Below are 21,238 nucleotides of genomic sequence, written 5' to 3' on the forward strand. Positions count from 1 at the left end.
CAGGAGTGTTTGAATTTGGAAGTTTTGTGGCACCAGGCAAGACGACTCAGCAATACCTACATCAGCGCACCAAACCTCGTTCGGTTACTTGTAAACCACTATACATGTGTTCCGAGACTGAGCATCATGTTGTCTTGACTTATGACAATGACGGTAATGTCAGGCCCATAGTCCTTTGCCGAGGCTTTTGGCACAATATAGCCGTTTTCGACCAGTCGGGTAATCATGTGAATCAGCTTCCTATCGTCGAGGTGTTGCCGCAATTGCAGGCGGCGCTGTCGGCCTCCCAGATCATTATTGAAGCGCCGCCGGGGGCGGGTAAATCTACCTGGTTGCCGCTGTGGCTATTAAAGCAAAGCGAGATTGGCGGTCGTATTATCATGTTGGAGCCCCGGAGGCTGGCGGCACGCAGCATAGCGCAATATCTGGCGAGCCAGCTGGGAGAGCAACCCGGCGAGCAAATTGGCTATCGCATGCGCGGTGAAAATCGCGTTGGCAAGCACACGCGACTGGAAGTGGTCACCGAAGGGGTGCTCACCCGCATGCTGCAGGCAGATCCCGAGCTGGGCGGTATCGATTTACTGATCTTTGACGAGTTTCACGAACGCAGTCTGCAGGCGGATCTGGCGCTGGCCTTTGCCCTCGAATGCCAGGCACTGCGTGAAGATTTAAAAATCATCATCATGTCGGCCACACTGGAAGGGCTGGCGCTGGACAGGCTGCTGCCAGAGGCGGTCAACATCAGCAGTGCCGGGCGCAGTTATCCGGTAGCGGTCAGTTATCAGCCCCGCAATCAGCACAGTCGGTTGGATGAAGCCATGGGGAGAGCCATGTTAACGGCGCTGGATCAGTACTCCGGCAGTGTGCTGGCGTTTTTGCCCGGCGAGCGAGAAATAAAGGCGACCCTGAACTGGCTGGCCAATAAAACCGATGCCGAGGTGGAACTCAGACCCTTGTATGGCCGTTTATCTCTCGCCGAGCAGCAAGCCGCCATAGCGCCCGCTGCCACCGGGCGGCGCAAGGTGGTACTGGCCACCAATGTGGCGGAAACCTCACTGACCATAGATGGCATCAGCATAGTGGTGGACTCGGGGCTGGAGCGACGCGCCGAATTTGAACCCCAGTCTGGCATTACCCGGTTGCATAGCCGGCAAATAGGCCAGGCATCGGCCACCCAACGCGCCGGCCGGGCCGGGCGTTTGCAACCAGGATCCTGTGTACGGCTCTGGAGCCAGGAGCAGCAAGAACGATTGTCTCCCCGGCGGCCTGCAGAAATCGAACAAAGTGACCTGGCCGGTTTTGTGCTGGAGTGTGCCGCCTGGGGGGCCGAGCCAGAGCAGCTTCCGCTGCTGACCCGGCCCCCGGGCCCGTTATTGGCGGCGGCGCGCCATCAGCTGAACGAGCTGGGTTTGCTGGCGGGTGCACAGCTGACGCCCCTGGGGCGTAGGGTATGGAAATTGGGCTGCGAGCCCTGGTTGGGGCAGTTGTTGCTGAGTGCGCAAGACTGGCAACAACAAGGCCGTCGGGGGGCGCTGGCCGATGCTGTGTACCTGGTTGCCCTGCTGGAAGAGGGACGATGGGACTCGGGGCCCCTATCGGGGCAGATTCTGGCTCGACAGCGCCAGCTGGCAACGGCGGCGCGGCGCTGGTTCACCCGTTTGAACGAAGCGGAAAGCCGCCCTGCGGGGCATTATTGCGGGCCGTTACTGGCCAATGCCCGGCCCGACTGGATAGGCTTACTGCGTCAGCAGAGCCGTTATGGCCTGGCGGGAGGCCTGAGTGCCGATCTGCCCCAGGCTAGTCCCTTGCAGGGGAAAGCCATGCTAGCGGTTGCCGCCCTTGGGCGTAACGAACAGGGTGTGTTTATTCAGGCGGCAGAGCCGGTGATCCTGGAGCAACTACAGGAATATGTGCCGGAACGCTTTAGCGACCGTGAGCAATTGCACTGGGATAACGATGCCAATCGAGTACGGGCCGAGCGGCAATGGTGTTTTGGCCAGCTGGTGTTGCAGCGCGCGCCCTTGCAGAATATCAGCCCGGAGCAAAAAGCCTCTTGCCTGTTGGCAGAAGTAAAGCGAAGGGGCTGGTCGGCCTTGCCGCTGGATGAAAATGCCCAGCAATACTGGCTTCGTTTGCAGCTGGCCGGTCAAAAACTGGCCGACAACGGCTTTGCGCCCTGTGACGAAAATGACTGGCTGGAGCAGGCGGAGCTGTGGTTGCTGCCTTATCTGACGGGGCTGGGGCGCTGGGACGAGTTGGCCAAGCTGAACTGGAGCGATATTTTAAAAAGCCGACTGGACTGGTCACAGCAACAATTGCTGGATACCCTGCTACCCAGCACAGTGACTCTGGCCACTGGCAGTCGCGCGCGAATTCGCTATCGCATCGACGACGATCCGGTATTGCCGGTGCGCCTGCAGGAAATGTTTGGTCAGGCCACCGGACCCGAGCTGGCTCGCGGTCGAGTATCACTGGTCCTGGAGCTGTTATCGCCGGCGCGACGGCCACTACAAATTACCCGAGATCTGGCCGCGTTTTGGGCGGGCTCTTATCAAGATGTAAAAAAAGAAATGCGGGGGCGCTATCCTAAGCACCATTGGCCTGACAGCCCAGCCACCACGGCGCCAACCCGGCACACCAAGAGGCATATAAAGCACTGATTATGGCAAAACAGACCCGAACCAGAAAACCGAAGAGAAAGCCCGTGAAGTCGCCCCGCAAATGGTGGGGCCTGCTGCTTAAGTTATCACTGGTATTTGCCGTGTTGATGGGCATTTTTGGTATCTACCTGGACAGTCAGGTAAGAGAACGCTTTGAAGGCCAGAAATGGGCCCTGCCGGCGCTGGTATACAGTCGGCCACTGGAGCTGTTTCCTGACCAGAAGCTTTCCCATGGGCAAATGTTGCGTGAGCTGCAGTTGCTGAATTATCGCAAGGTCGCCAGCCCCAGTCGCCCGGGCGAGTATTCGGCGACCAATAATCGTATCGAAATCCACCGTCGTAGTTTTAACTTCTCCGATGGTGCCGAGCCGGCGCGTCAGATCTTGCTGACTTTTTCCGGGCAGCGGCTGCAGCGTATGCAGAATCCGAGCAATGGCCGGGAGCTGGGCTATGCGCGCATGGATCCGGTGCTGCTGGATAGACTGAACGTGGAAAAACGCGAAGATCGTTTGCTGGTGCGTCTGGATCAGGTACCCGAACTGCTTAAAACCGCACTGATCACCGTAGAAGACAGAGACTTTTACGAGCACGACGGTGTATCGCCACTGGCGATACTGCGTGCCCTGGTGGTCAATATCAAAGCCGGGCGCACCGTACAGGGGGGGAGCACCCTGACTCAGCAGCTGGCAAAAAACTTCTTTTTGACCCAGGACCGCAGCCTGTGGCGTAAGGTCCAGGAAGCCTACATGGCACTGATCATCGATTTTCGTTACGAAAAAGACGAGATTCTGGAAGCCTACCTCAACGAAGTCTACCTGGGGCAGAACGGGGGGCAGGGAGTCTATGGTTTTGGGCTGGCCAGTTATTTCTATTTCGGCTTGCCCCTGAACGAGCTGACCCCGGATCAGATGGCCCTTATGGTGGCACTGGTGAAGGGACCTTCTTATTACGACCCTTGGCGTAACAGCGAGCGTGCCCGTGACCGACGCGATCTGGTGCTGCGCCTGCTGGCCAACGATGGCCATATCGATCGTGAAACCTACGAGCGATCCAGCAATGCGCCTTTGCAGTTGATTGAGCGGGGGCGAATGGGCTACGGCCGCACGCCGGCCTTTATGGGCCTGTTGCGCCAGGAGCTGCAAGAGCGCTTTGGTGGCGAATTTCTGCGCCAGAATGGCCTCAAGATTTTCAGTAGCCTGGACCCCATTGCCCAGCACAGCGCCGAGCAGGCGATCATAGAGCAGGTCAAACAGCTGAGAGCCAACACCAAAAAATCTGATCTGGAAGCGGCCATGGTGGTGACCAACTGGCGCAAGGGCGAGGTCAGTGCCGTGGTTGGTGGTGCCGACCCCAGTTTTGCCGGGTTTAACCGCGCCCTGGCGGCCCGTCGCCCCATTGGCTCGCTGATCAAGCCGCCGGTATATGCCGAAGCCCTGGCCAGTGGCTTTACCCTGGGCAGTGCCATCAAGGATGAACCCATCAGCCTGCGCAGTGCCGGTGGCCAGGTGTGGCGACCCAATAACTACGATCGCAAGTTTCGTGGCCAGGTCATGCTGGTAGATGCCCTGGCCAAGTCCCTGAACGTGCCGACCGTAAACCTGGGCATGGCGGTGGGGCTGGACAAGGTAATCGAAGGTCTCAAGCGCATGGGGGTGAAACAGCCTATTCCGGCCTATCCGTCCTTGATGCTGGGAACCCTGGAGCTGACGCCACTGGAAGTAAATCAGCTCTATTTGACCCTGGCCAACCAGGGGCTTTACCAGCCACTGACCTCGATTCGTGCCATTCAGGACGACCAGGGCGAGCTGCTGTATCAGCATAATGCCAAGGCGACCCAGGTACTGGATCCCGATGCGGGTTATCTGGCGTTGTATGCCATGACTCGGGTGGTGGGGGGCGGGACGGCCGCCCATCTGGCGGCGCGTTTTCCCAACCGGGTAATGGCGGGGAAAACCGGTACCACCAACGATTTGCGCGATGCCTGGTACGCAGGCCTGGACAACGAAGAGCTGGCCAGCGTCTGGGTTGGCCGTGACGACAATGGTGTGACCGGCCTGACCGGCGCCAGCGGTGCCCTGCGGGTGTATAGCCGTTATCTGGATAGCCGTGGTGTCGACTCTTTGGAGCTGAATGCGCCTGCGGGCATCGAACAGGTGAACTTTGCCTACAGCGACGGCATGCCTGCCGACCCGCGTTGTGAACAAACCCGTTTGCTGCCAGCCAAGTCTTCGGGTATGACGAGCATCCGGGAATGTCAGCCCAGTACGCCTTCGCTCCCCGCCGCCGGTGAGCAGATCGGCGACTGGTTAAAGGATATCTTTAACTTTGCTCGATAATTGACCGCAATGCCGAGTGCCAGGTAACAGAGGCCCGGCTGGCAACCCAAAACAGGCATCCTGACGAACGTCGGGGTGCCTGTTTTTTTATGCTTCGATGCTTGTGGGAGTCATTGCTTTTGAAGATCTTTTTATCGTTCTGCGCTTGGCACTAGTCGTTATCTTTAGCTGGCGGTTTAAAGCCGACCGCTGAAGGTGACGTATTTCGTATATGCTCAATAGTATGGAAATGGAGGAACTGCTGATGTTTTCTTTTCACCATGTCACCTTGAGTGTGCGCGATTTATCGGTTTCGGAACGCTTTTACAAAGGACTGGGATTTGAATCCGTGTATCGCTGGCAGGACGAGGCAGCTCAGTTACAAATTTGTCATTTACGGTTGGGCCAGGCATTGCTGGAGCTGTACTGCTTTCGCCCGCAGGATGAAACCGAGGAATTGACGGCTTTACCGCCCTGGGCCAGCGGGTTGCGTCTGGGATTAAGGCACTTTGCCTTGCAGGTCAGTGATTTGGATGAAGCACTGAGCGCCTTGCACGGTGCCGGCATCTTGGCAGAGAAACCATCGGTTGTGAGTGGGCAAACCTGCTCGCGCTACGTATTTATTGTCGATCCCGATGGTAACAGCGTGGAGCTGCTTGAAGAGCCGCTGGTGGAGATACAGCGGCCCGAATCGGCGGGTTAGCCTTTCATGGTGGCGAACGCCTGGTCGGCGGCGGCCAAGGTGTGGGCAATTTCTTTTTCACCGTGTGCCAGTGACATAAAGCCGGCTTCGAAGGCACTCGGAGCCAGGTAAACACCCTGATCCAGCATCAGATGGAAGAAGCGCTTGAACGCATCCAGATCACAGCGCGTCACCTGCGCATAGCTGCTGATGTCTTTTTCATCGGTAAAGAAAAAGCCGAACATGGCACCCACCTGCGTGGTGGTAAACGGAATGCCGTGTTTGTCGGCTGCCGCCTGCAGGCCATCGACCAGCGCCTTGGTGCTTTGCTCCAGCTGGTCGTGTACGCCAGGCTCGCTAATGGCGTTCAGCGTGGCCAGACCCGCAGCCATCGCCACCGGGTTGCCCGACAAGGTACCTGCCTGGTAAACCGGACCGGTAGGGGCCAGATGCTCCATCACATCGCGACGGCCACCAAAGGCACCGACCGGCATGCCGCCACCGATGATTTTACCAAGGGTGGTCAAATCCGGCGTTACACCAAAACGTTGCTGGGCGCCGCCCAATGCCACACGGAAACCACACATCACTTCATCAAAAATCAGCAGGGCGCCGTATTGATCGCAGATGGCACGCAGCCCTTCCAGAAAACCGGGGGCCGGTGGAATGCAGTTCATGTTGCCGGCAATGGGCTCGACTATGATGCAGGCAATCTCATCGGGTGCGGCGGCAAAGGCGGCTTTTACCGACTCCAGATCGTTGAAGGTGGCGGTCAGGGTATGCTTGGCAAAATCGGCCGGCACACCCGGGGAGTTGGGCTGACCCAGAGTCAGTGCCCCTGAGCCGGCTTTCACCAGCAGGCAATCGGCATGGCCGTGGTAGCAGCCTTCAAACTTAAGAATTTTGTCACGGTGAGTAAAACCACGAGCCAGGCGAATGGCGCTCATGGTGGCTTCGGTGCCCGAGTTGACCATACGCACCTGTTCCATGGACGGCACCAGCTGATTCACCTTTTCGGCCATGGTCACTTCTACCCCAGTTGGGGCGCCAAAACTCAAGCCACGATCGACCGCTTCAATCACGGCGTCGCGCACTACCTTGGCATTATGGCCCAGGATCATCGGGCCCCAGGAGCCAATGTAATCGACATAAGACTGGCCATCGGCATCAAAAATATAAGCTCCATCGGCGCGCTCGATAAAGCGCGGCGTACCACCCACCCCATTAAAGGCGCGTACCGGAGAGTTGACGCCACCGGGAATAACGCGGCGGGCCTGGGTAAATAAATCGTCAGACTTGGACATGTGAGCATCCTTTAAATTGGGTCAGTGGCAGCCTGTGCTGCCAAGGTGGCCAGACTATAGCAAAAACCAGACCGAGCTTGAATGCTGGCTTTGTTGCGAAGGAGGAATGTTGCTGGCGCACAACGGATGGCTTTGGCACAATTCGCCGCCATGGCTAACCGGAGTTTATTATGACGTCGCCGTTCGACCGCCGTTTAATGGTATTATCGATAATCAGTATCCTGTTGCTGGTGGCTAGCGGCTACCTGGGGCTGGGTTATCACGAGCAGACTCGATTACTGGAGCAACACCGGCTGCAGGCCGAGCGTTATCAGCAAGAGTTACTGACGCAACGCATCGACTTGCAAACGCTGCTGAGTGCCGAGAGTAGCCAGATTGCGCAGTTGGAGCAGCAGGCGCGACAACTGGCCGAGCAGGCCCAGCAACTGGCGCTATATCGCCAGGTGCTGGCACCGGATGGTGGGGCCGAGTTGCTGCTGGCGCAGGAAGATATTATTCCCCTGGCCGAGCCCGGTCTGTTTGCCTATCGTCTGGTGCTGCTGCAACCCACCCAGCTTAGCCACCGAATTACCGGGCAGGCACGGCTGAAGGTGCGGGCGTTGCAAGCTGGCCAACCCGTGATACTCACCGACGAGATGCTGGGTGTGGCGCCGGTGACCCTGGATTTTCGGCACTTTCAGGTCCTCTCGGGGCAACTGCGCTTGCCCGCCGATAGCCAGGCTCAGACCCTGGAATTACAGCTAACATTGAATAACAAGGCTTCTCGAACCTTAAGCCTCAACTGGCCGGTTTCGGACAATACTTGAACTGTTTACTCGGGTATTAGATAATTTTGCTCGATAACTAAACCAAGAGGTAGTGATGAGCGATGCAATTCCTTTGCCGATCCAGATGAGCGATGCGGCAGCCAACAAGATTCAGGCCTTGATCAGCGAAGAAGAAAACCCAGAGCTGCGCCTGCGGGTCTACATTACCGGCGGCGGCTGTTCCGGTTTTCAGTATGGTTTTACCTTTGACGAGAAAACCAATGACGGCGATACCGTGATTGAAAAGAACGGGGTGATCATGGTGGTCGACAGCATGAGCCTGCAGTATCTGATTGGCGGCACCGTCGATTATATCGATGGTCTGGAAGGCTCCCGTTTTCTGGTGACCAACCCCAATGCGACCAGCACCTGTGGTTGTGGTTCTTCTTTTAGCGTGTAATTAACGAATAAGGCGGTGTATGTCTTTATTTGACTGGATGAAAGGTGCCGAAGGCGAGCAATCTCCCGCTCCCGTGGTGGATTCCCAGCACAAGCTGGCCTTGTATCAAAGAGCCTGGTGCCCCTACTGTGACCGGGTGAAAGGAGTGATTAACGAGCTGGATCTGGCCATTGCCGAGTGCGATACCAACCAGCCCGAGCACTTGCAGGCGTTAATGGCCGGCGGTGGTCAGCGTATGGTGCCTTGCCTGCGCATAGAGCAGGAGCCGGGACAATATTTCTGGCTGTATGAGTCTGCGGATATTATTGCTTATCTGCGCCAACACGCCGAGGCGTTGCGGTGAGCAAGTTTCAGTTACACCCCCAGCTGGCCAGCGACACTGTCTTGTTGGGCGAGTTACCATTGAGCCTGGTGCTGCTGGCTAAAGACAGCCAGTACCCCTGGTTGATCCTGGTGCCCAGGCAGGCCGGCATTCGCGAAATACATTGGCTGAGCGTGGAACAACAACAGCAGCTGATGCATGAGTCCTGTGCTGTGGCGCAATTGATGGAAACCGAGCTGGCAGCCGATAAAATCAATGTGGCGGCTCTGGGCAACATGGTGCCTCAGCTGCATCTGCATCATATTGCGCGGTTCACCACCGATGCCGCCTGGCCTGCTCCTGTCTGGGGCAAACTACCGGCACAAGCCTATGCTCAGCTAGGTGATGAAGTTGCCCTGTGGCGGCAGCGCCTGAGTGCCATTGACGGATTTACTGCCGTCAGTGACTGAGGCTTTAAATGTAATAAAACCAGGCCTGCAGATGCGGGCGTGACCTCAAGTGTCCCCTCTGCGTTGTCAGTTAATTTTTCGCCAGCATAATGTCACTGACCTTGTTCAGTTGTGCCATCAGCTTGTTGGCCCTGGGCTTGAATTGGGCCAGCTCGTTGGGCGATAAAAACGCCGCCTGGGGCAAATCGACGCTTTTCGGATCTTTGTGCACGCCGTTAACCAGAAACTCGTAATGTAAATGTGGCCCGGTCACCCGACCTGTGGCGCCCACGGTACCGATTTGTTGTTCCTGTTTTACCTTTTCCCCTTTATTCACCATCCGCTGGTGCAAGTGCAGATACTTGGTGAGGTAGGTGCCGTCGTGGCGGATCACCACATAGTTGCCATTAAAGCGGCTAAATCCCGACTCCACTACCACACCACCGCCCGCCGCCAGCACCGGGGTGCCGGTGCGCGCGGCATAGTCTATGCCACGGTGCGGGCGTACTTGCCCGGTCACCGGATGGAGGCGGCGAGGGTTGAAGTTGGAGCTGATATGGGAAAAGTTGACCGGTGCCCGCAAGAAGCTTTTGCGCATGGCTCGGCCTTCAGGCGAGTAATAGTTGCCATCGCTATGGCGTACGGCTTTGTAGACCTTGCCCTGATTAATAAACTCGGCGGCCAGAATATGCCCGGTATCGACCTTGATGCCGTCTTTATAACGCTGCTCATAGAGCACGGTGAAGCTGTCGTTGGCGTGAATATCGAGGCCAAAGTCCAGATCCCAGGCAAACATGCCGGCCAGATTCATGATCTGATTCGGTGTTAATCCGGCACTGACCCCGGCATTCCAGAAATTGGAGCTGACGGTTGCCTGGGCAAACTGGGTTCTGTGCTCCAGTTCGGCGCTCAATACCTGGCTTTTCAACCCTTGTGCGGTACTGCGAATCTCAAGGGTGCGGGCGGCGTCCAGCGGATAGCGTAAACCGGCAAATTCGCCTGAGTGGGTAAAAGAAAAGGTGATCTGCTTGCCGGGGTATATTTTTTGCAGCTCTTCGGCCGACTTGCCCAGCTGATCGATCTCGTGCAACAGGCTGGAAGGAAGGCCGTTGCGGGCAAAAATGGCCGACAGCGTATCGCCGTTACGAATGCTGACGATGCGATCACTGAGCGCAGGCTGTTCTTTGGCGATGGGCATATCGTCCAGGGCCAGTTCCAGGGACTGGCGTTCACCCAGACTCAGACTCGTTGCCGGTTGCGAGCGACTGGCCAGTACAGTTTCTGACGGAGCCATAAACAGCATCCCTACCATGACACTCAGCAGGGAAATTGCCACTTTGTGTTTGCGAGGCAATAACTTGAAATGATTAATCATGAGGAGCCAATACTCTTCCTTGAATGTGCCGACGATTTTACATTCTTTCCAATTTATCCGCCATTCCAGTAATATGCTCGCCTTATTTTGTTTGGTTTGTCTACATAGCCGTTTCGAATAGCAGCGTGCATTCAGAACAGCTATTTAGGTGCACAGCACAGGAGTAGAGTGGTCATGTCCCAGCTAGAAACGGCATTAGCGGAAATTAAACGCGGTGTTGAAGAAATATTGGTCGAAGAAGAGCTGATCGCCAAGTTAAAACTGGATCGCCCGTTGCGGGTCAAGTTGGGCATGGATCCAACAGCCCCTGATATTCACCTTGGTCATACCGTGATCCTGAACAAGTTGCGCCAGTTTCAGGACCTGGGCCACGATGTATTGCTGCTGATTGGTGATTTTACCGCCCAGGTGGGCGATCCCAGCGGCAAGAACAGCACTCGTCCGCCTTTGACCCCGGAACAGGTAGCCGATAACGCCAAAACCTATGCCGAGCAGGCCTTCAAGGTGCTGGACGCAGACAAAACGCAAATTGTCTATAACTCCAGCTGGCTGGGCGAGCTGGGTGCCACCGGCATGATCAAGCTGGCCTCCAAGCTGACCGTGGCCCGCATGCTGGAACGGGACGACTTCAAGAAGCGTTATGGCTCCGGCCAGTCGATTGCCATTCACGAATTCATGTATCCCTTGCTGCAGGGCTACGACTCGGTCGCGCTGAAGGCCGATATCGAGCTGGGCGGTACCGATCAGAAGTTCAACCTGCTGATGGGCCGTGAACTGCAAAAAGACGCGGGCCAGCCGGCACAAGTGGTATTGACCATGCCGTTGCTGGAAGGGCTGGACGGGGTGAAGAAAATGTCCAAGTCCGCCAATAACTACATTGGTGTCGACGAAGCGCCGGGCGAGATGTTCGGCAAGATCATGTCGTTGTCCGATGAGCTGATGTGGCGTTACTTCGAGCTGCTGTCTCGCCGCAGCCTCGAAGAGCTGGCCGAACTGAAACAGCAGGTTGCCGAGGGGGCCAATCCTCGTGATACCAAGATCTTGCTGGCCAAGGAGATCATCAGCCGTTATCACAATGAAGCGGCTGCCGAGCAGGCGCATCAGGACTTTGTGCAGCGCTTTCAGAAAAATGCCATTCCCGACGATCTGCCGGAAGTTACCCTGAACGCCGGTGGTGAAGGCATGGCCATTGCCAATCTGCTGAAAGAAGCGGGTCTGGTAGGGTCAACCTCCGAAGCGCTGCGCATGATCAAGCAGGGTGCGGTCAAGATAAACGGCGACAAGCTGGAAGACGGCAAGCTGGTAGTACCCGCCGGTGAAGCCGTCTATCAGGTTGGCAAGCGCAAGTTCGCCCGGGTTACCATTGCCTGACGCTGACTGCTATTAAGCATGAAAAAAGGCCTCGTTAGAGGCCTTTTTGTTTTCTGGTAACGTCGTTCGTTCACCCAAGCGGTCGGGCAAAGGGTCCGCTCCACCGACTCGCTATCAATACATCCTTGTACGCTCTCTGTTTCGTCCCTGAAACAGAAGGTCGTTGGAGCAGAGCTCTTTACCCTCCTTGATATTCGGGCGTCGTATGTTGGCACCGCCTGTGGGTAATTCGGTGTCAGCGGTTCAGTGAAAACGCCGGTAATGACAAGTGCCAGCGGATGGCGGCTACCCGCAGCACAAAGGTGCCGAGCATGCCAAACAAGGTGGCCAGCAGGGGCGTGATACCCAGTTCCAGGGAGAGGGTGTATAACACCCCCCCCAGAATGCAGGCGGTAGCGTAGATTTCTCGCTGCAACACCATGGGTACTTCACGGGCCAGCACATCGCGGATCATGCCACCGGCCACGCCGGTAATCACCCCCATCACCACGGCGACCATGCCGGAGGTGCCATGATTCAACGCTTTTTCGGTTCCGATAATGGTAAAAATGGCCAGGCCGAACGCATCGGCCAGCGGCAGAATATACCAGGGCAGTCGGCGTGGCAGCTTGGCAATATATTGTCCAAGCATGGCAGTGGCCAGAATCACCCACAGATACAGGGAATCGGCAGTCCAGAATACGGTGTTGGCACCGATGATCAAGTCGCGTATGGTGCCGCCGCCAATGGCGGTCACCGCCGCCAGCACGATCACGCCAAAGCCGTCCATCCGCAGTCTGCCGGCGACCAGCACCCCAGAAAAAGCAAACACAGCCGTACCGAACAAATCACTCCAGTAAAACACAGACTCAATCAAGGGCTGCATTAACTTTCACCTTATCTTAAAAAAAGGGCGTCATTGTATAGAGGCCCCCGAATGAACACAATTTGTACTTAGTATGCGACTCGGACTTTATCCAGCTGCTGACATAGCTGACGAATACCATCCGGCGAACGCGGCGTGAAACGGTGCAAAAGATCGGCATCTATGGTCACCAGGTGATCTTGTGCCACGGCCTCCATTGCCGGCCATTGCTGCCAATGAGCCAGCTCTTCCGCGGTTGCCGCTACTATGGCTTGCGGGTTTTGTGCCAATACCTGTTCGGCATTTACTTGCGGATAAGGGGCTGGGCTGTCGGCCATGATATTGACGCCACCGCACAGCTCAACGGCCTGGCCCATCCAGGTACTGTTATTGGCGGACATCAGCGGGATGCTGGCAATTTGATAAAATACCGTCACCGCAGATCTGCCTTGATAATCATCACGCAGTTGCGCCAGTTGCTGCTGATACGCTGCGGCAACGCGATTGGCCTGGAGTTCATGGCCGGTTTGCTTGCCGAGTTGTTTCAGTTCGTCGCCAAGTTCGGCAAAGGTTGACGGAGCGGAATAAAAAACGCGAATTCCCAGCTGTTCCAGCGGTTGCACCATCTGCTGCTGGGCATTGCCCCAGGCCACCACCAAATCCGGCTGCAAGGCCAGCAGCTGCTCCATATTGAGGGAACGATAATTGGCGACCCTGGGCAAGCGTTGAGCGGCAGCGGGATAATCGCTGGCATTATCAACGGCAATCACCTGTTCACCGGCGCCAATCGCAAACAGCATTTCGGTAATATGAGGAGCCAGGCTGATCACGCGCTCAGCTCTTGCGGTGGGTGTGTCTTGTGCCTGTACCTGGCTGGTGAGCAGCCACAGCGAGAGTAGCGTCACCAGTAACCGGCGGCGGAAATATTGCACCATAAGGGAGTTAACCATTGAACAAGGGTACCAGGGTGAAGGCCCAGGCCAGCGATAACCAGAATAACAAGGCCATCACCAGCCGCCGCAACAGGGCACGGGTAGAAATATCATTCAGGTAATTCTTGCTGCCCAGTTTGGGATAATAATCGGTGGCATCTGTATAACGGCGTGGTCCGCCCAACCCGGCATCAACACTGGCACCGGCTACCGCCAGCAGGCGACCGCTGGCCGGATAGGCCCATAATCTGCCCTGTGGCCAGGCTTTAATGGCGCGTATTGATCCTGGATAAATCAGCAGGGTGAGTGCCAATAGCTGGAAGGGCAGCCAGGCCATGGCGCGATATAACCATGAGGGGAGCAGGCCGAAGGCGCGCCACTGTATCAGCTTGAAAGGCCAGGCTTGCACGGTATAGCGCAGCAGTGCAAACAGCAGGGCGGCATAAATACCGGCAAACAGATACCAGCATAACAGCGCCATATCGGCAGCCAAACGGAGCACCGTCATTTCTGCCATGGCTTTATACAAGCCTAGTGGCGACAGCGGATCGGTTTGGCGCAAGCACAAGGGCGTTAGGGTTAGCCGCGCCAGCGGTTTTTGTTGATCACTCTGTTGCAGACATATCGGCAAGGCGCGGCTAAGCCGCCCCAGGTCCAAACAACACCACAGCAATAACGGCTCCAGTAAAGCCGGCCAGGGCGACAGCACGGTCAATGCCCAGTAGGTCGCCGCCAGGGGCAACAGCAAGCACAGCAAAGCGGCGGCTCCTGCCAGCCCGAGATAACGGGCGCTGTAATGATCGCCATTCAGGCGACAGCCCAGCAGCAATAAACCCTGTGTCAGCAGCTGCTGCACACGGGTGGCGGGCAGCAACAGGCTCAGCAGTATGGCGATACTGAGTAAAGAGACGGGCTGCTCCAGCAGCGACAGATAATCCACGAGATCAGTCTGGCATGCGTGCGATCATGTCCAGCACCATGGCACTGGAATGTTTGGCGGCGACGTCCAGGAAGGCCTCAAAAGATTCGGCCTGTTCCTTGCCGGCGATATCAGACAGCGCGCGTACCACTACAAACGGCACCTTAAACTGATGGCACACCTGGCCAACGGCTCCGGCTTCCATTTCGCAGGCTTTCATCAACGGGAAATGAGTCACGGCTTTTTGTAGCTGGTCGTCGCGGTGCATAAACTGATCACCGGTACAAATCAGGCCCACTGCAGAATGAATCTCAGCTTGTTCGGCCAGACACGTCTGCGCCAGGGTAATCAGCTCGGCATCCGCCACAAAGGCCGCGGGTTGCTGGGCCATCTGGCCTATTTCGTAGCCGAAGGCGGTCACGTCCACGTCATGAAAGCGCACTTCGCTGGAAATCACCACATCACCCACGTGCAGCGCCGGATCGAAACCACCCGCCGAACCGGTATTAATCACGGCCTTGGGTGAAAAACGCTCCAGCAGCAGTGTGGTGGCAATGCTGGCGGCGACCTTGCCAATGCCCGAGCGCGTAATCACTACCTCTTTACCCGACAAGGTGCCCTGATAGAATTCGCAGCCGGCCACGGTAATGGTTTGGGTGTTTTCCAGTTTGGCACGAAGTACGGCTACTTCCTGCTCCATGGCGCCAATAATGCCGATAGTCATAAGGGTTTCTCTCGCAACGAAAATAATGGCCGAGTTTATCACTATCCTGGGGGTTGTTGATCTTTCGCGGTCAGGTTTCGTTCGAGTTAAACGCGTTTTTATTGCGCCGCGAGAGTTGTGACGCAGAGAGGTTGGCGGTATCAGCCACAAAAAAGGCCGCTCGATAAGCGGCCTGACATTGTAGGGAGAGGGGCGTTTATACCCCGATATAATCCATGATGCCTTCGGCGGCCTTGCGGCCTTCGGCAATCGCAGTCACCACCAGATCCGAACCCCGAACCGCGTCGCCGCCGGCGAAGATTTTGGCGTTGCTGGTCTGAAAGGCGAACTCGGCCTGCTCGGGAGCGACAATGCGACCCCATTGATCGGCCTCGATATCAAACTCCTTCAGCCAAGGTTGCTCGTGAGGCTGAAAACCGAACGCCATGATCACCACATCGGCAGGCAGCACCTGCTCGGAACCGGCGATGGGCTCGGGGCGACGACGGCCATTGGCATCGGGCTCACCCAGCTGGGTGGACACCACCTCGACGCCGCTGACCTTGCCGTTGGCATCAACCTGCACGCCGATGGGTTGCAGGTTGAACATGAAGTTCACCCCTTCTTCCCGGGCGTTTTGCACTTCCCGGCGAGAGCCGGGCATGTTGGCTTCGTCGCGGCGATAGGCACAGACCACGTTATCGGCGCCCTGGCGAATGGAGGTGCGCACACAGTCCATGGCGGTATCGCCACCACCCAGCACCACCACCTTCTTGCCGGCCATGTCGATGTAATCGGAAGCCTGTTTTTCGAAGCCCAGTACCCGATTGGCGTTGGAGATCAAAAACGGCAGCGCATCATAAACGCCTTCGGCATCTTCGTTGTTCAAGCCGCCGCGCATATATTTATAGGTACCGACCGCCAGAAACACCGCATCGTAATCGTCAAGCAGCGATTTAAAGCTGACGTCTTTGCCCACCTCGGTATTAAGACGGAATTCGATGCCCATGTCGGAAAAAATGGCCCGGCGATTGCTCATCACCGATTTTTCCAGCTTGAAGGAGGGAATGCCGAAGGTCAGCAAGCCACCTATTTCCGGATAACGGTCAAATACCACCGGGGTGACGCCGTTACGCGCCAGCACGTCGGCACAGGCCAGGCCAGCAGGGCCGGCACCTATGACGGCCACCTTGCGATGGGTGGGTACCACATGGGACATGTCCGGGCGCCAGCCCATTTCGAACGCCTTGTCGGTAATGTATTTTTCGATATTACCTATGGTCACGGCACCAAACTCGTCGTTCAGGGTACAGGCGCCTTCACACAATCTGTCCTGGGGACATACCCGGCCACAGACCTCGGGCAGGCTGTTGGTCTGGTGGCACAAGTCAGCGGCCTCGAAAATACGGCCCTCGTTGGCCAGCTTCAGCCAGTTGGGGATGTAGTTGTGTACCGGACACTTCCACTCGCAGTAAGGATTGCCACAGTCCAGACAACGGTCGGCCTGCATTTCGACCTGATTGTCGGAAAAGGGCTCGTAGATTTCCACAAACTCGATTTTACGGGTGCTGATCGGCTTCTTGGCCGGATCGACCCGTTGTACATCTATAAACTGAAATACGTTCTGACTCATCACAATCTTCCTTTACTGCGCGTGAACCCGCAGCTCTGCGGTGGAACGGCTCTGATGACCTAACAAAGAAGTCACATCACTGGATTTGGGTTTGACCAACTTGAACTTGGGCAGGTACTGGCCGAAATTGGCCAAAATCTGCTGGGCGCGTTGACTGCCGGTCTCTTGTAAATGCTGGGTGATAATGCCACGCAGATGTTCCTGGTGGATCATCAGGTCGTCCAGCGTCAGTAATTCCACCAGCTCGAAGTTGGTTTTCAGCTCGAAGTCGTTCGCTTCATCCAGCACATAGGCAAAGCCGCCAGTCATGCCTGCGGCAAAGTTGACGCCGGTGCTGCCCAGCACGGTCACTATGCCGCTGGTCATGTATTCGCAACCGTTGTCGCCCACGCCTTCTACCACGGCGATGGTGCCCGAGTTACGTACCGCGAATCGTTCACCGGCGCGGCCCGCCACGTACAGGTAGCCACCCGTGGCGCCGTAGAGGCAGGTGTTACCCACCAGAGTGGCTTCGTGCGAGGCAAAGGCTACGCCAACGTGGGACTTGATCACCAGCTTGCCACCGGTCATGCCCTTGCCCACATAGTCGTTGGCATCACCGGTCAGGATCATCTCCAGACCACCGGCGTTCCAGACTCCGAAGCTCTGGCCGGCGGTGCCATCCAGGTGGATACGAATAGGATCCGCCGCCATGCCCTGGTTACCGTGACGCAGTGCGATTTCACCAGACAGGCGTGCGCCCACCGAGCGGTCGGTATTGCGAATCGAGTAATAGAAGTCGCCACCGCCGCTGGTTTCCACCGCGCTCAGGGCATCCTGGGTGATCTTCAGATTAAGATCGCCCTTGTCGACGTTAGGGTTGCCGGTCTGGCAGAACACACCCAGCCCCGGCTTGGGCTCGGGCTTGGCAACGATGCCGGACAAGTCCAGTTTCTGCTGCTTGGCCGTCAGGCCTGGCAGTATTTCCAGCAGATCGGTGCGGCCAATCAAATCGGTGAGTTGGGTCACGCCCAGTTGCGCCATCAGCTCGCGGGTTTCTTCGGCGATGAACTTGAAGTAGTTCTCTACCATCTCGGGCAGGCCAAGGAAGTGGTCGCGGCGCAGTGTTTCATCCTGGGTGGCCACGCCGGTGGCGCAGTTATTCAGGTGACAGATGCGCAGATACTTGCAGCCCAGCGCTACCATGGGGCCGGTACCAAAGCCGAAGCTCTCGGCACCCAGAATGGCCGCCTTGACGATGTCCAGGCCGGTTTTCAGGCCGCCGTCCACCTGCAGTCGTATCTTGTGGCGCAGCCCGTTGGCCACCAGCGCCTGCTGGGTTTCGGCCAGCCCCAGCTCCCAGGGGGAACCGGCGTACTTGACCGAAGACAGCGGGCTGGCACCGGTGCCGCCATCGTAACCCGAGATGGTGATCAGATCCGCATAGGCCTTGGCCACGCCGGTGGCTATGGTACCTACGCCGGGCTCGGACACCAGTTTGACCGACACCAGACAGCTGGGGTTAATCTGCTTGATGTCGAAAATCAGCTGGGCCAAATCCTCGATGGAATAAATATCGTGGTGCGGCGGCGGTGAAATCAGGGTCACGCCGGGTACCGCATAGCGCAACTTGGCGATTTCCGCCGTCACCTTGTGGCCGGGCAGCTGGCCGCCTTCGCCGGGCTTGGCACCCTGGGCCACCTTGATTTGAATGACTTCGGCATTCATCAGGTAATGTGGCGTGACCCCGAAGCGCCCGGAAGCCACCTGCTTGATTTTGGAGTTCTTCAAACTATTGAAGCGACGAGCGTCTTCACCACCCTCGCCGGAGTTGCTCTTGCCACCCAGGCGGTTCATGGCGATGGCCAGCGACTCGTGGGCTTCGGGGCCCAGGGCGCCGATGGACATGGCGGCACTGTCGAAGCGAGGGAAGAGTTCACTGGCCGGCTCTACCTGCTCCAGCGGTATGGGCGCGCCGTCCGGTTTGAGGGCGAGCAAGTCGCGCAGCATGGCGGCCGGGCGCTCGTTCACCAGTCTGGAATAGACCTGATAATCCTGGTAGTTGCCGGAGCGCACCGCGGTTTGCAGGCTGGTGACCACATCCGGGTTATAGCTGTGGTACTCGCCATCGTGTACATACTTGAGCAGGCCACCCTGATTGAGGGGCTTGCGAGCAATCCAGGCGACCCGGCTCAGGTTGAACAAATCCTGCTGAAAGTCCTCGAAAGAGGCACCCTGTACCCGGCTGGAAACGCCCTTGAAGCACAGATCGATCACCTCCTGATGCAGGCCGATGGCTTCAAACAGCTGCGAGCAGCGGTAGGACGCTATGGTGCTGATGCCCATCTTGGACATCACCTTGTACAGTCCCTTGTTGATGCTGTTGCGGAAGTTGAGCAGCGCCTCGCGCAGCGGCATTTTGAGCACGCCGTCTTCCACCATGCGACCCAGGGTTTCATAGGCCAGATAGGGATAGATGGCGGTCACGCCGAAGCCGAGCAGCACCGCAAACTGGTGCGGATCCCGGGTGCTGGCGGTTTCCACTATGATGTTGGAGTCGCAGCGCAGGTTATGTTCGACCAGGGTACGCTGTACGGCACCGGCGGCCATGGCGGCCGGAATGGGAAGCTTGTCTTTGCTGATATGACGGTCGCTCAGCACCAGCAGTACGGTACCGGTCTCGACGGCCGTCTTGGCCTGGGCACACAGCCGCTCGATGGCAGCCTGCAGGCCTTCTTGTGGCTCGAAGTTCAGGTCCAGCACCGTATGTTTGTGGTGGGTCTGCTCCAGGCTCATCAGCTGATGAAAGTCGGAATACAGCAAAATGGGTGATTCAAACTGTACCCGGTGAGCATGGCCATGGGTCTCGTTGAAGACGTTCTGCTCGCGGCCAATCAGGGTGGCCAGCGACATGACGTGATTTTCGCGCAGCGGGTCGATGGGTGGGTTGGTCACCTGGGCAAACATCTGGCGAAAGTAGTCATAAACGGAACGGGACTTGCTGGACAGCACCGCCATGGGGGCGTCGTCACCCATGGAGCCAACCGCTTCCTGGCCGTTCTCGCCCATCACCCGGATCACCTGCTCCAGCTCTTCCATGGAGTAGCCGAACAGCTTCTGATAGGTGCGCAGGGTCTTGGCGTCCAGTTCGGACTTGCCGGCCTGATCGTCGGGCAGGTCTTCGAAGCGGGTCAGACGACGCTTGTGCTTGGTCATCCACTCCTTATAAGGGTGGCGACACTTGAGATCGTCGTCGATCTCGAAGCTGGTCCAGATTTTGCCTTTGGCGGTATCGACCACAAACAATTCACCGGGGCCCACTCGGCCTTTTTCAAGCACTTCGTCAGGCGTGTAGTCCCAGATACCGATTTCGGAAGCCAGGGTGATAAAACCGTCCTTGGTGCGCACGAAGCGCGCCGGGCGCAGACCGTTACGGTCCAGGGCACAGGCGGCGTAGCGGCCGTCGGACATCACTATGCCGGCGGGGCCATCCCAGGGCTCCATGTGCATGGAGTTGAAGTCATAGAAGGCGCGCAGGTCTTCGTCCATGGCCGGATTTTTCTGCCAGGCGGGCGGGATCAGCAGGCGCATGGCACGGAACAGGTCCATGCCACCGGCCAAAAACAACTCCAGCATATTATCCAGGCTGGAGGAGTCGGAGCCGTCGGTATTCACGAAAGGGGCGGCGTCTTTCAGATCCGGCAGCAAAGGCGAACCAAACTTGTAGGCGCGGGCCTGAGCCCAGCGACGGTTGCCCCCTATGGTGTTGATTTCGCCGTTATGGGCCAGAAAGCGGAACGGCTGGGCCAGGGGCCAGCGGGGCTGGGTATTGGTGGAAAAGCGCTGGTGGAATACACAGATGGCCGACTGCAGGCGAATGTCTGCCAGATCCAGATAAAAACGCGGCAAATCGGCGGGCATGCACAGGCCCTTGTAGGTCATCACCAGGTTGGACAGGCTGACCACATAGAAGTACTCGTCGTTGATGCGCTTTTCGATACGCCGCCGCACTATATAGAGGCGACGCTCGATATCATTTTCTACCCAGCCCGCGGGGGCGTTAATGAATACCTGCTCGATACGGGGCAGGGAGGCCTTGGCGATGTCGCCCAGCACCTGAGTGTTAACCGGTACTTCCCGCCAGCCGACCAGAGTGAGCGTTTCTTTTTCCAGCTCTTCGTTGACGATGCGCCGACATTGCTCGGCCAGCACCGGATCCGGGTTGAGGAACATCATGCCGACCGCATATTTACGGCCCAGCAGCCAGCCCTTGTCCTGGGCTACGGCGCGAAAGAAGCTATCGGGTTTTTGCATTAACAGGCCGCAACCGTCACCGGTTTTGCCATCGGCGGCAATGCCGCCCCTGTGCTGCATGCGGTCGAGAGCCGAAATAGCGAGTCGGACCAGTTTGTGGCTGGCATCACCTTCTATATGAGCGATGAGACCAAAACCACAGTTATCCTTCTCAAGCGCGGGGTCGTAAAGAGACATTGCATTCCTCCATGGCTAAAACTCTGGTCGAGTGACTAAGGATCTCTCTCGACAGGTTTGGCTGCTTCCGTTTT

At 57.3% G+C, this 21,238-nt stretch carries 16 protein-coding genes; 8 read left to right on the forward strand and 8 right to left on the reverse strand.

Translation table 11 applies throughout. The features are described from left to right. The first annotated feature begins 227 nt into the window (after positions 1–227). The 3 genes from hrpB to IEW52_RS06765 all read left to right on the forward strand — a co-directional run bounded on the left by hrpB (position 228) and on the right by IEW52_RS06765 (position 5,678). Positions 228–2,660: an ATP-dependent helicase HrpB gene (gene hrpB / locus IEW52_RS06755; RefSeq protein WP_188629304.1), complete on the forward strand. Its 2,433-nt coding sequence runs from the start codon at positions 228–230 to the stop codon at positions 2,658–2,660. Between the two features lie 2 nt (positions 2,661–2,662). Further along, positions 2,663–4,996: a penicillin-binding protein 1B gene (gene mrcB / locus IEW52_RS06760; RefSeq protein WP_188629305.1), complete on the forward strand. Its 2,334-nt coding sequence runs from the start codon at positions 2,663–2,665 to the stop codon at positions 4,994–4,996. Positions 4,997–5,240: 244 nt separating this feature from the next. Next, a complete protein-coding gene (locus tag IEW52_RS06765; RefSeq protein WP_188629306.1) occupies positions 5,241–5,678 on the forward strand; it encodes a VOC family protein in 438 nt (145 codons plus the stop codon). Here the strand turns inward: IEW52_RS06765 and hemL are convergent. Beyond that, entirely contained in the window at positions 5,675–6,961 is a 1,287-nt protein-coding gene (gene hemL, locus IEW52_RS06770) for a glutamate-1-semialdehyde 2,1-aminomutase (RefSeq protein ID WP_188629307.1), read from the reverse strand. The two genes, IEW52_RS06765 and hemL, sit on opposite strands and share 4 nt — an antisense overlap. Positions 6,962–7,131: 170 nt before the next feature. Between hemL and IEW52_RS06775 the strand changes: the two genes are divergently transcribed. Genes IEW52_RS06775 through IEW52_RS06790 form a run of 4 tightly spaced genes read left to right on the forward strand, consistent with a single transcriptional unit; the run spans position 7,132 to position 8,938 of the window. Then, positions 7,132–7,767 (forward strand): DUF6776 family protein, encoded by a 636-nt coding sequence (locus IEW52_RS06775; protein ID WP_188629308.1) that lies wholly within the window; start codon positions 7,132–7,134, stop codon positions 7,765–7,767. Positions 7,768–7,822: 55 nt separating this feature from the next. Next, entirely contained in the window at positions 7,823–8,167 is a 345-nt protein-coding gene (erpA, locus tag IEW52_RS06780) for an iron-sulfur cluster insertion protein ErpA (RefSeq protein WP_188629309.1), read from the forward strand. Between the two features lie 19 nt (positions 8,168–8,186). Further along, positions 8,187–8,510, forward strand: coding sequence for a glutaredoxin family protein (locus IEW52_RS06785; RefSeq protein WP_188629310.1), 324 nt, complete (start codon positions 8,187–8,189; stop codon positions 8,508–8,510). Then, complete coding sequence (locus IEW52_RS06790) at positions 8,507–8,938, forward strand: HIT domain-containing protein (RefSeq protein ID WP_188629311.1); 432 nt, start codon at positions 8,507–8,509, stop codon at positions 8,936–8,938. The genes IEW52_RS06785 and IEW52_RS06790 overlap by 4 nt, the downstream gene beginning before the upstream one ends. A 70-nt stretch (positions 8,939–9,008) precedes the next feature. Here IEW52_RS06790 and IEW52_RS06795 read toward each other — a convergent pair whose 3' ends face one another. Continuing rightward, positions 9,009–10,211: a peptidoglycan DD-metalloendopeptidase family protein gene (locus tag IEW52_RS06795; RefSeq protein ID WP_229667830.1), complete on the reverse strand. Its 1,203-nt coding sequence runs from the start codon at positions 10,209–10,211 to the stop codon at positions 9,009–9,011. 255 nt (positions 10,212–10,466) lie between these two features. Between IEW52_RS06795 and tyrS the strand changes: the two genes are divergently transcribed. Next, entirely contained in the window at positions 10,467–11,663 is a 1,197-nt protein-coding gene (gene tyrS, locus IEW52_RS06800; protein ID WP_188629313.1) for a tyrosine--tRNA ligase, read from the forward strand. 235 nt (positions 11,664–11,898) lie between these two features. Here tyrS and IEW52_RS06805 read toward each other — a convergent pair whose 3' ends face one another. The 6 genes from IEW52_RS06805 to gltB all read right to left on the reverse strand — a co-directional run bounded on the left by IEW52_RS06805 (position 11,899) and on the right by gltB (position 21,164). After that, complete coding sequence (locus IEW52_RS06805; RefSeq protein ID WP_188629314.1) at positions 11,899–12,528, reverse strand: trimeric intracellular cation channel family protein; 630 nt, start codon at positions 12,526–12,528, stop codon at positions 11,899–11,901. Positions 12,529–12,596: 68 nt separating this feature from the next. Next, entirely contained in the window at positions 12,597–13,457 is an 861-nt protein-coding gene (locus tag IEW52_RS06810) for a cobalamin-binding protein (protein ID WP_229667831.1), read from the reverse strand. Continuing rightward, positions 13,450–14,379, reverse strand: a complete 930-nt coding sequence (locus tag IEW52_RS06815) for a cobalamin biosynthesis protein (protein ID WP_229667832.1) — start codon at positions 14,377–14,379, stop codon at positions 13,450–13,452. Before IEW52_RS06815 ends, IEW52_RS06810 begins: the two co-directional genes overlap by 8 nt. A 4-nt stretch (positions 14,380–14,383) precedes the next feature. Further along, positions 14,384–15,082 (reverse strand): 5'-methylthioadenosine/S-adenosylhomocysteine nucleosidase, encoded by a 699-nt coding sequence (mtnN, locus tag IEW52_RS06820; protein WP_188629315.1) that lies wholly within the window; start codon positions 15,080–15,082, stop codon positions 14,384–14,386. Positions 15,083–15,278: 196 nt separating this feature from the next. Continuing rightward, a complete protein-coding gene (locus IEW52_RS06825; protein WP_188629316.1) occupies positions 15,279–16,694 on the reverse strand; it encodes a glutamate synthase small subunit GltD family protein in 1,416 nt (471 codons plus the stop codon). A gap of 12 nt (positions 16,695–16,706) precedes the next feature. Continuing rightward, positions 16,707–21,164: a glutamate synthase large subunit gene (gene gltB / locus IEW52_RS06830; protein WP_188629317.1), complete on the reverse strand. Its 4,458-nt coding sequence runs from the start codon at positions 21,162–21,164 to the stop codon at positions 16,707–16,709. Positions 21,165–21,238: the final 74 nt, after the last annotated feature.

The organism is Oceanisphaera marina (genome assembly GCF_014643915.1).
Lineage (GTDB): Bacteria > Pseudomonadota > Gammaproteobacteria > Enterobacterales > Aeromonadaceae > Oceanimonas > Oceanimonas marina.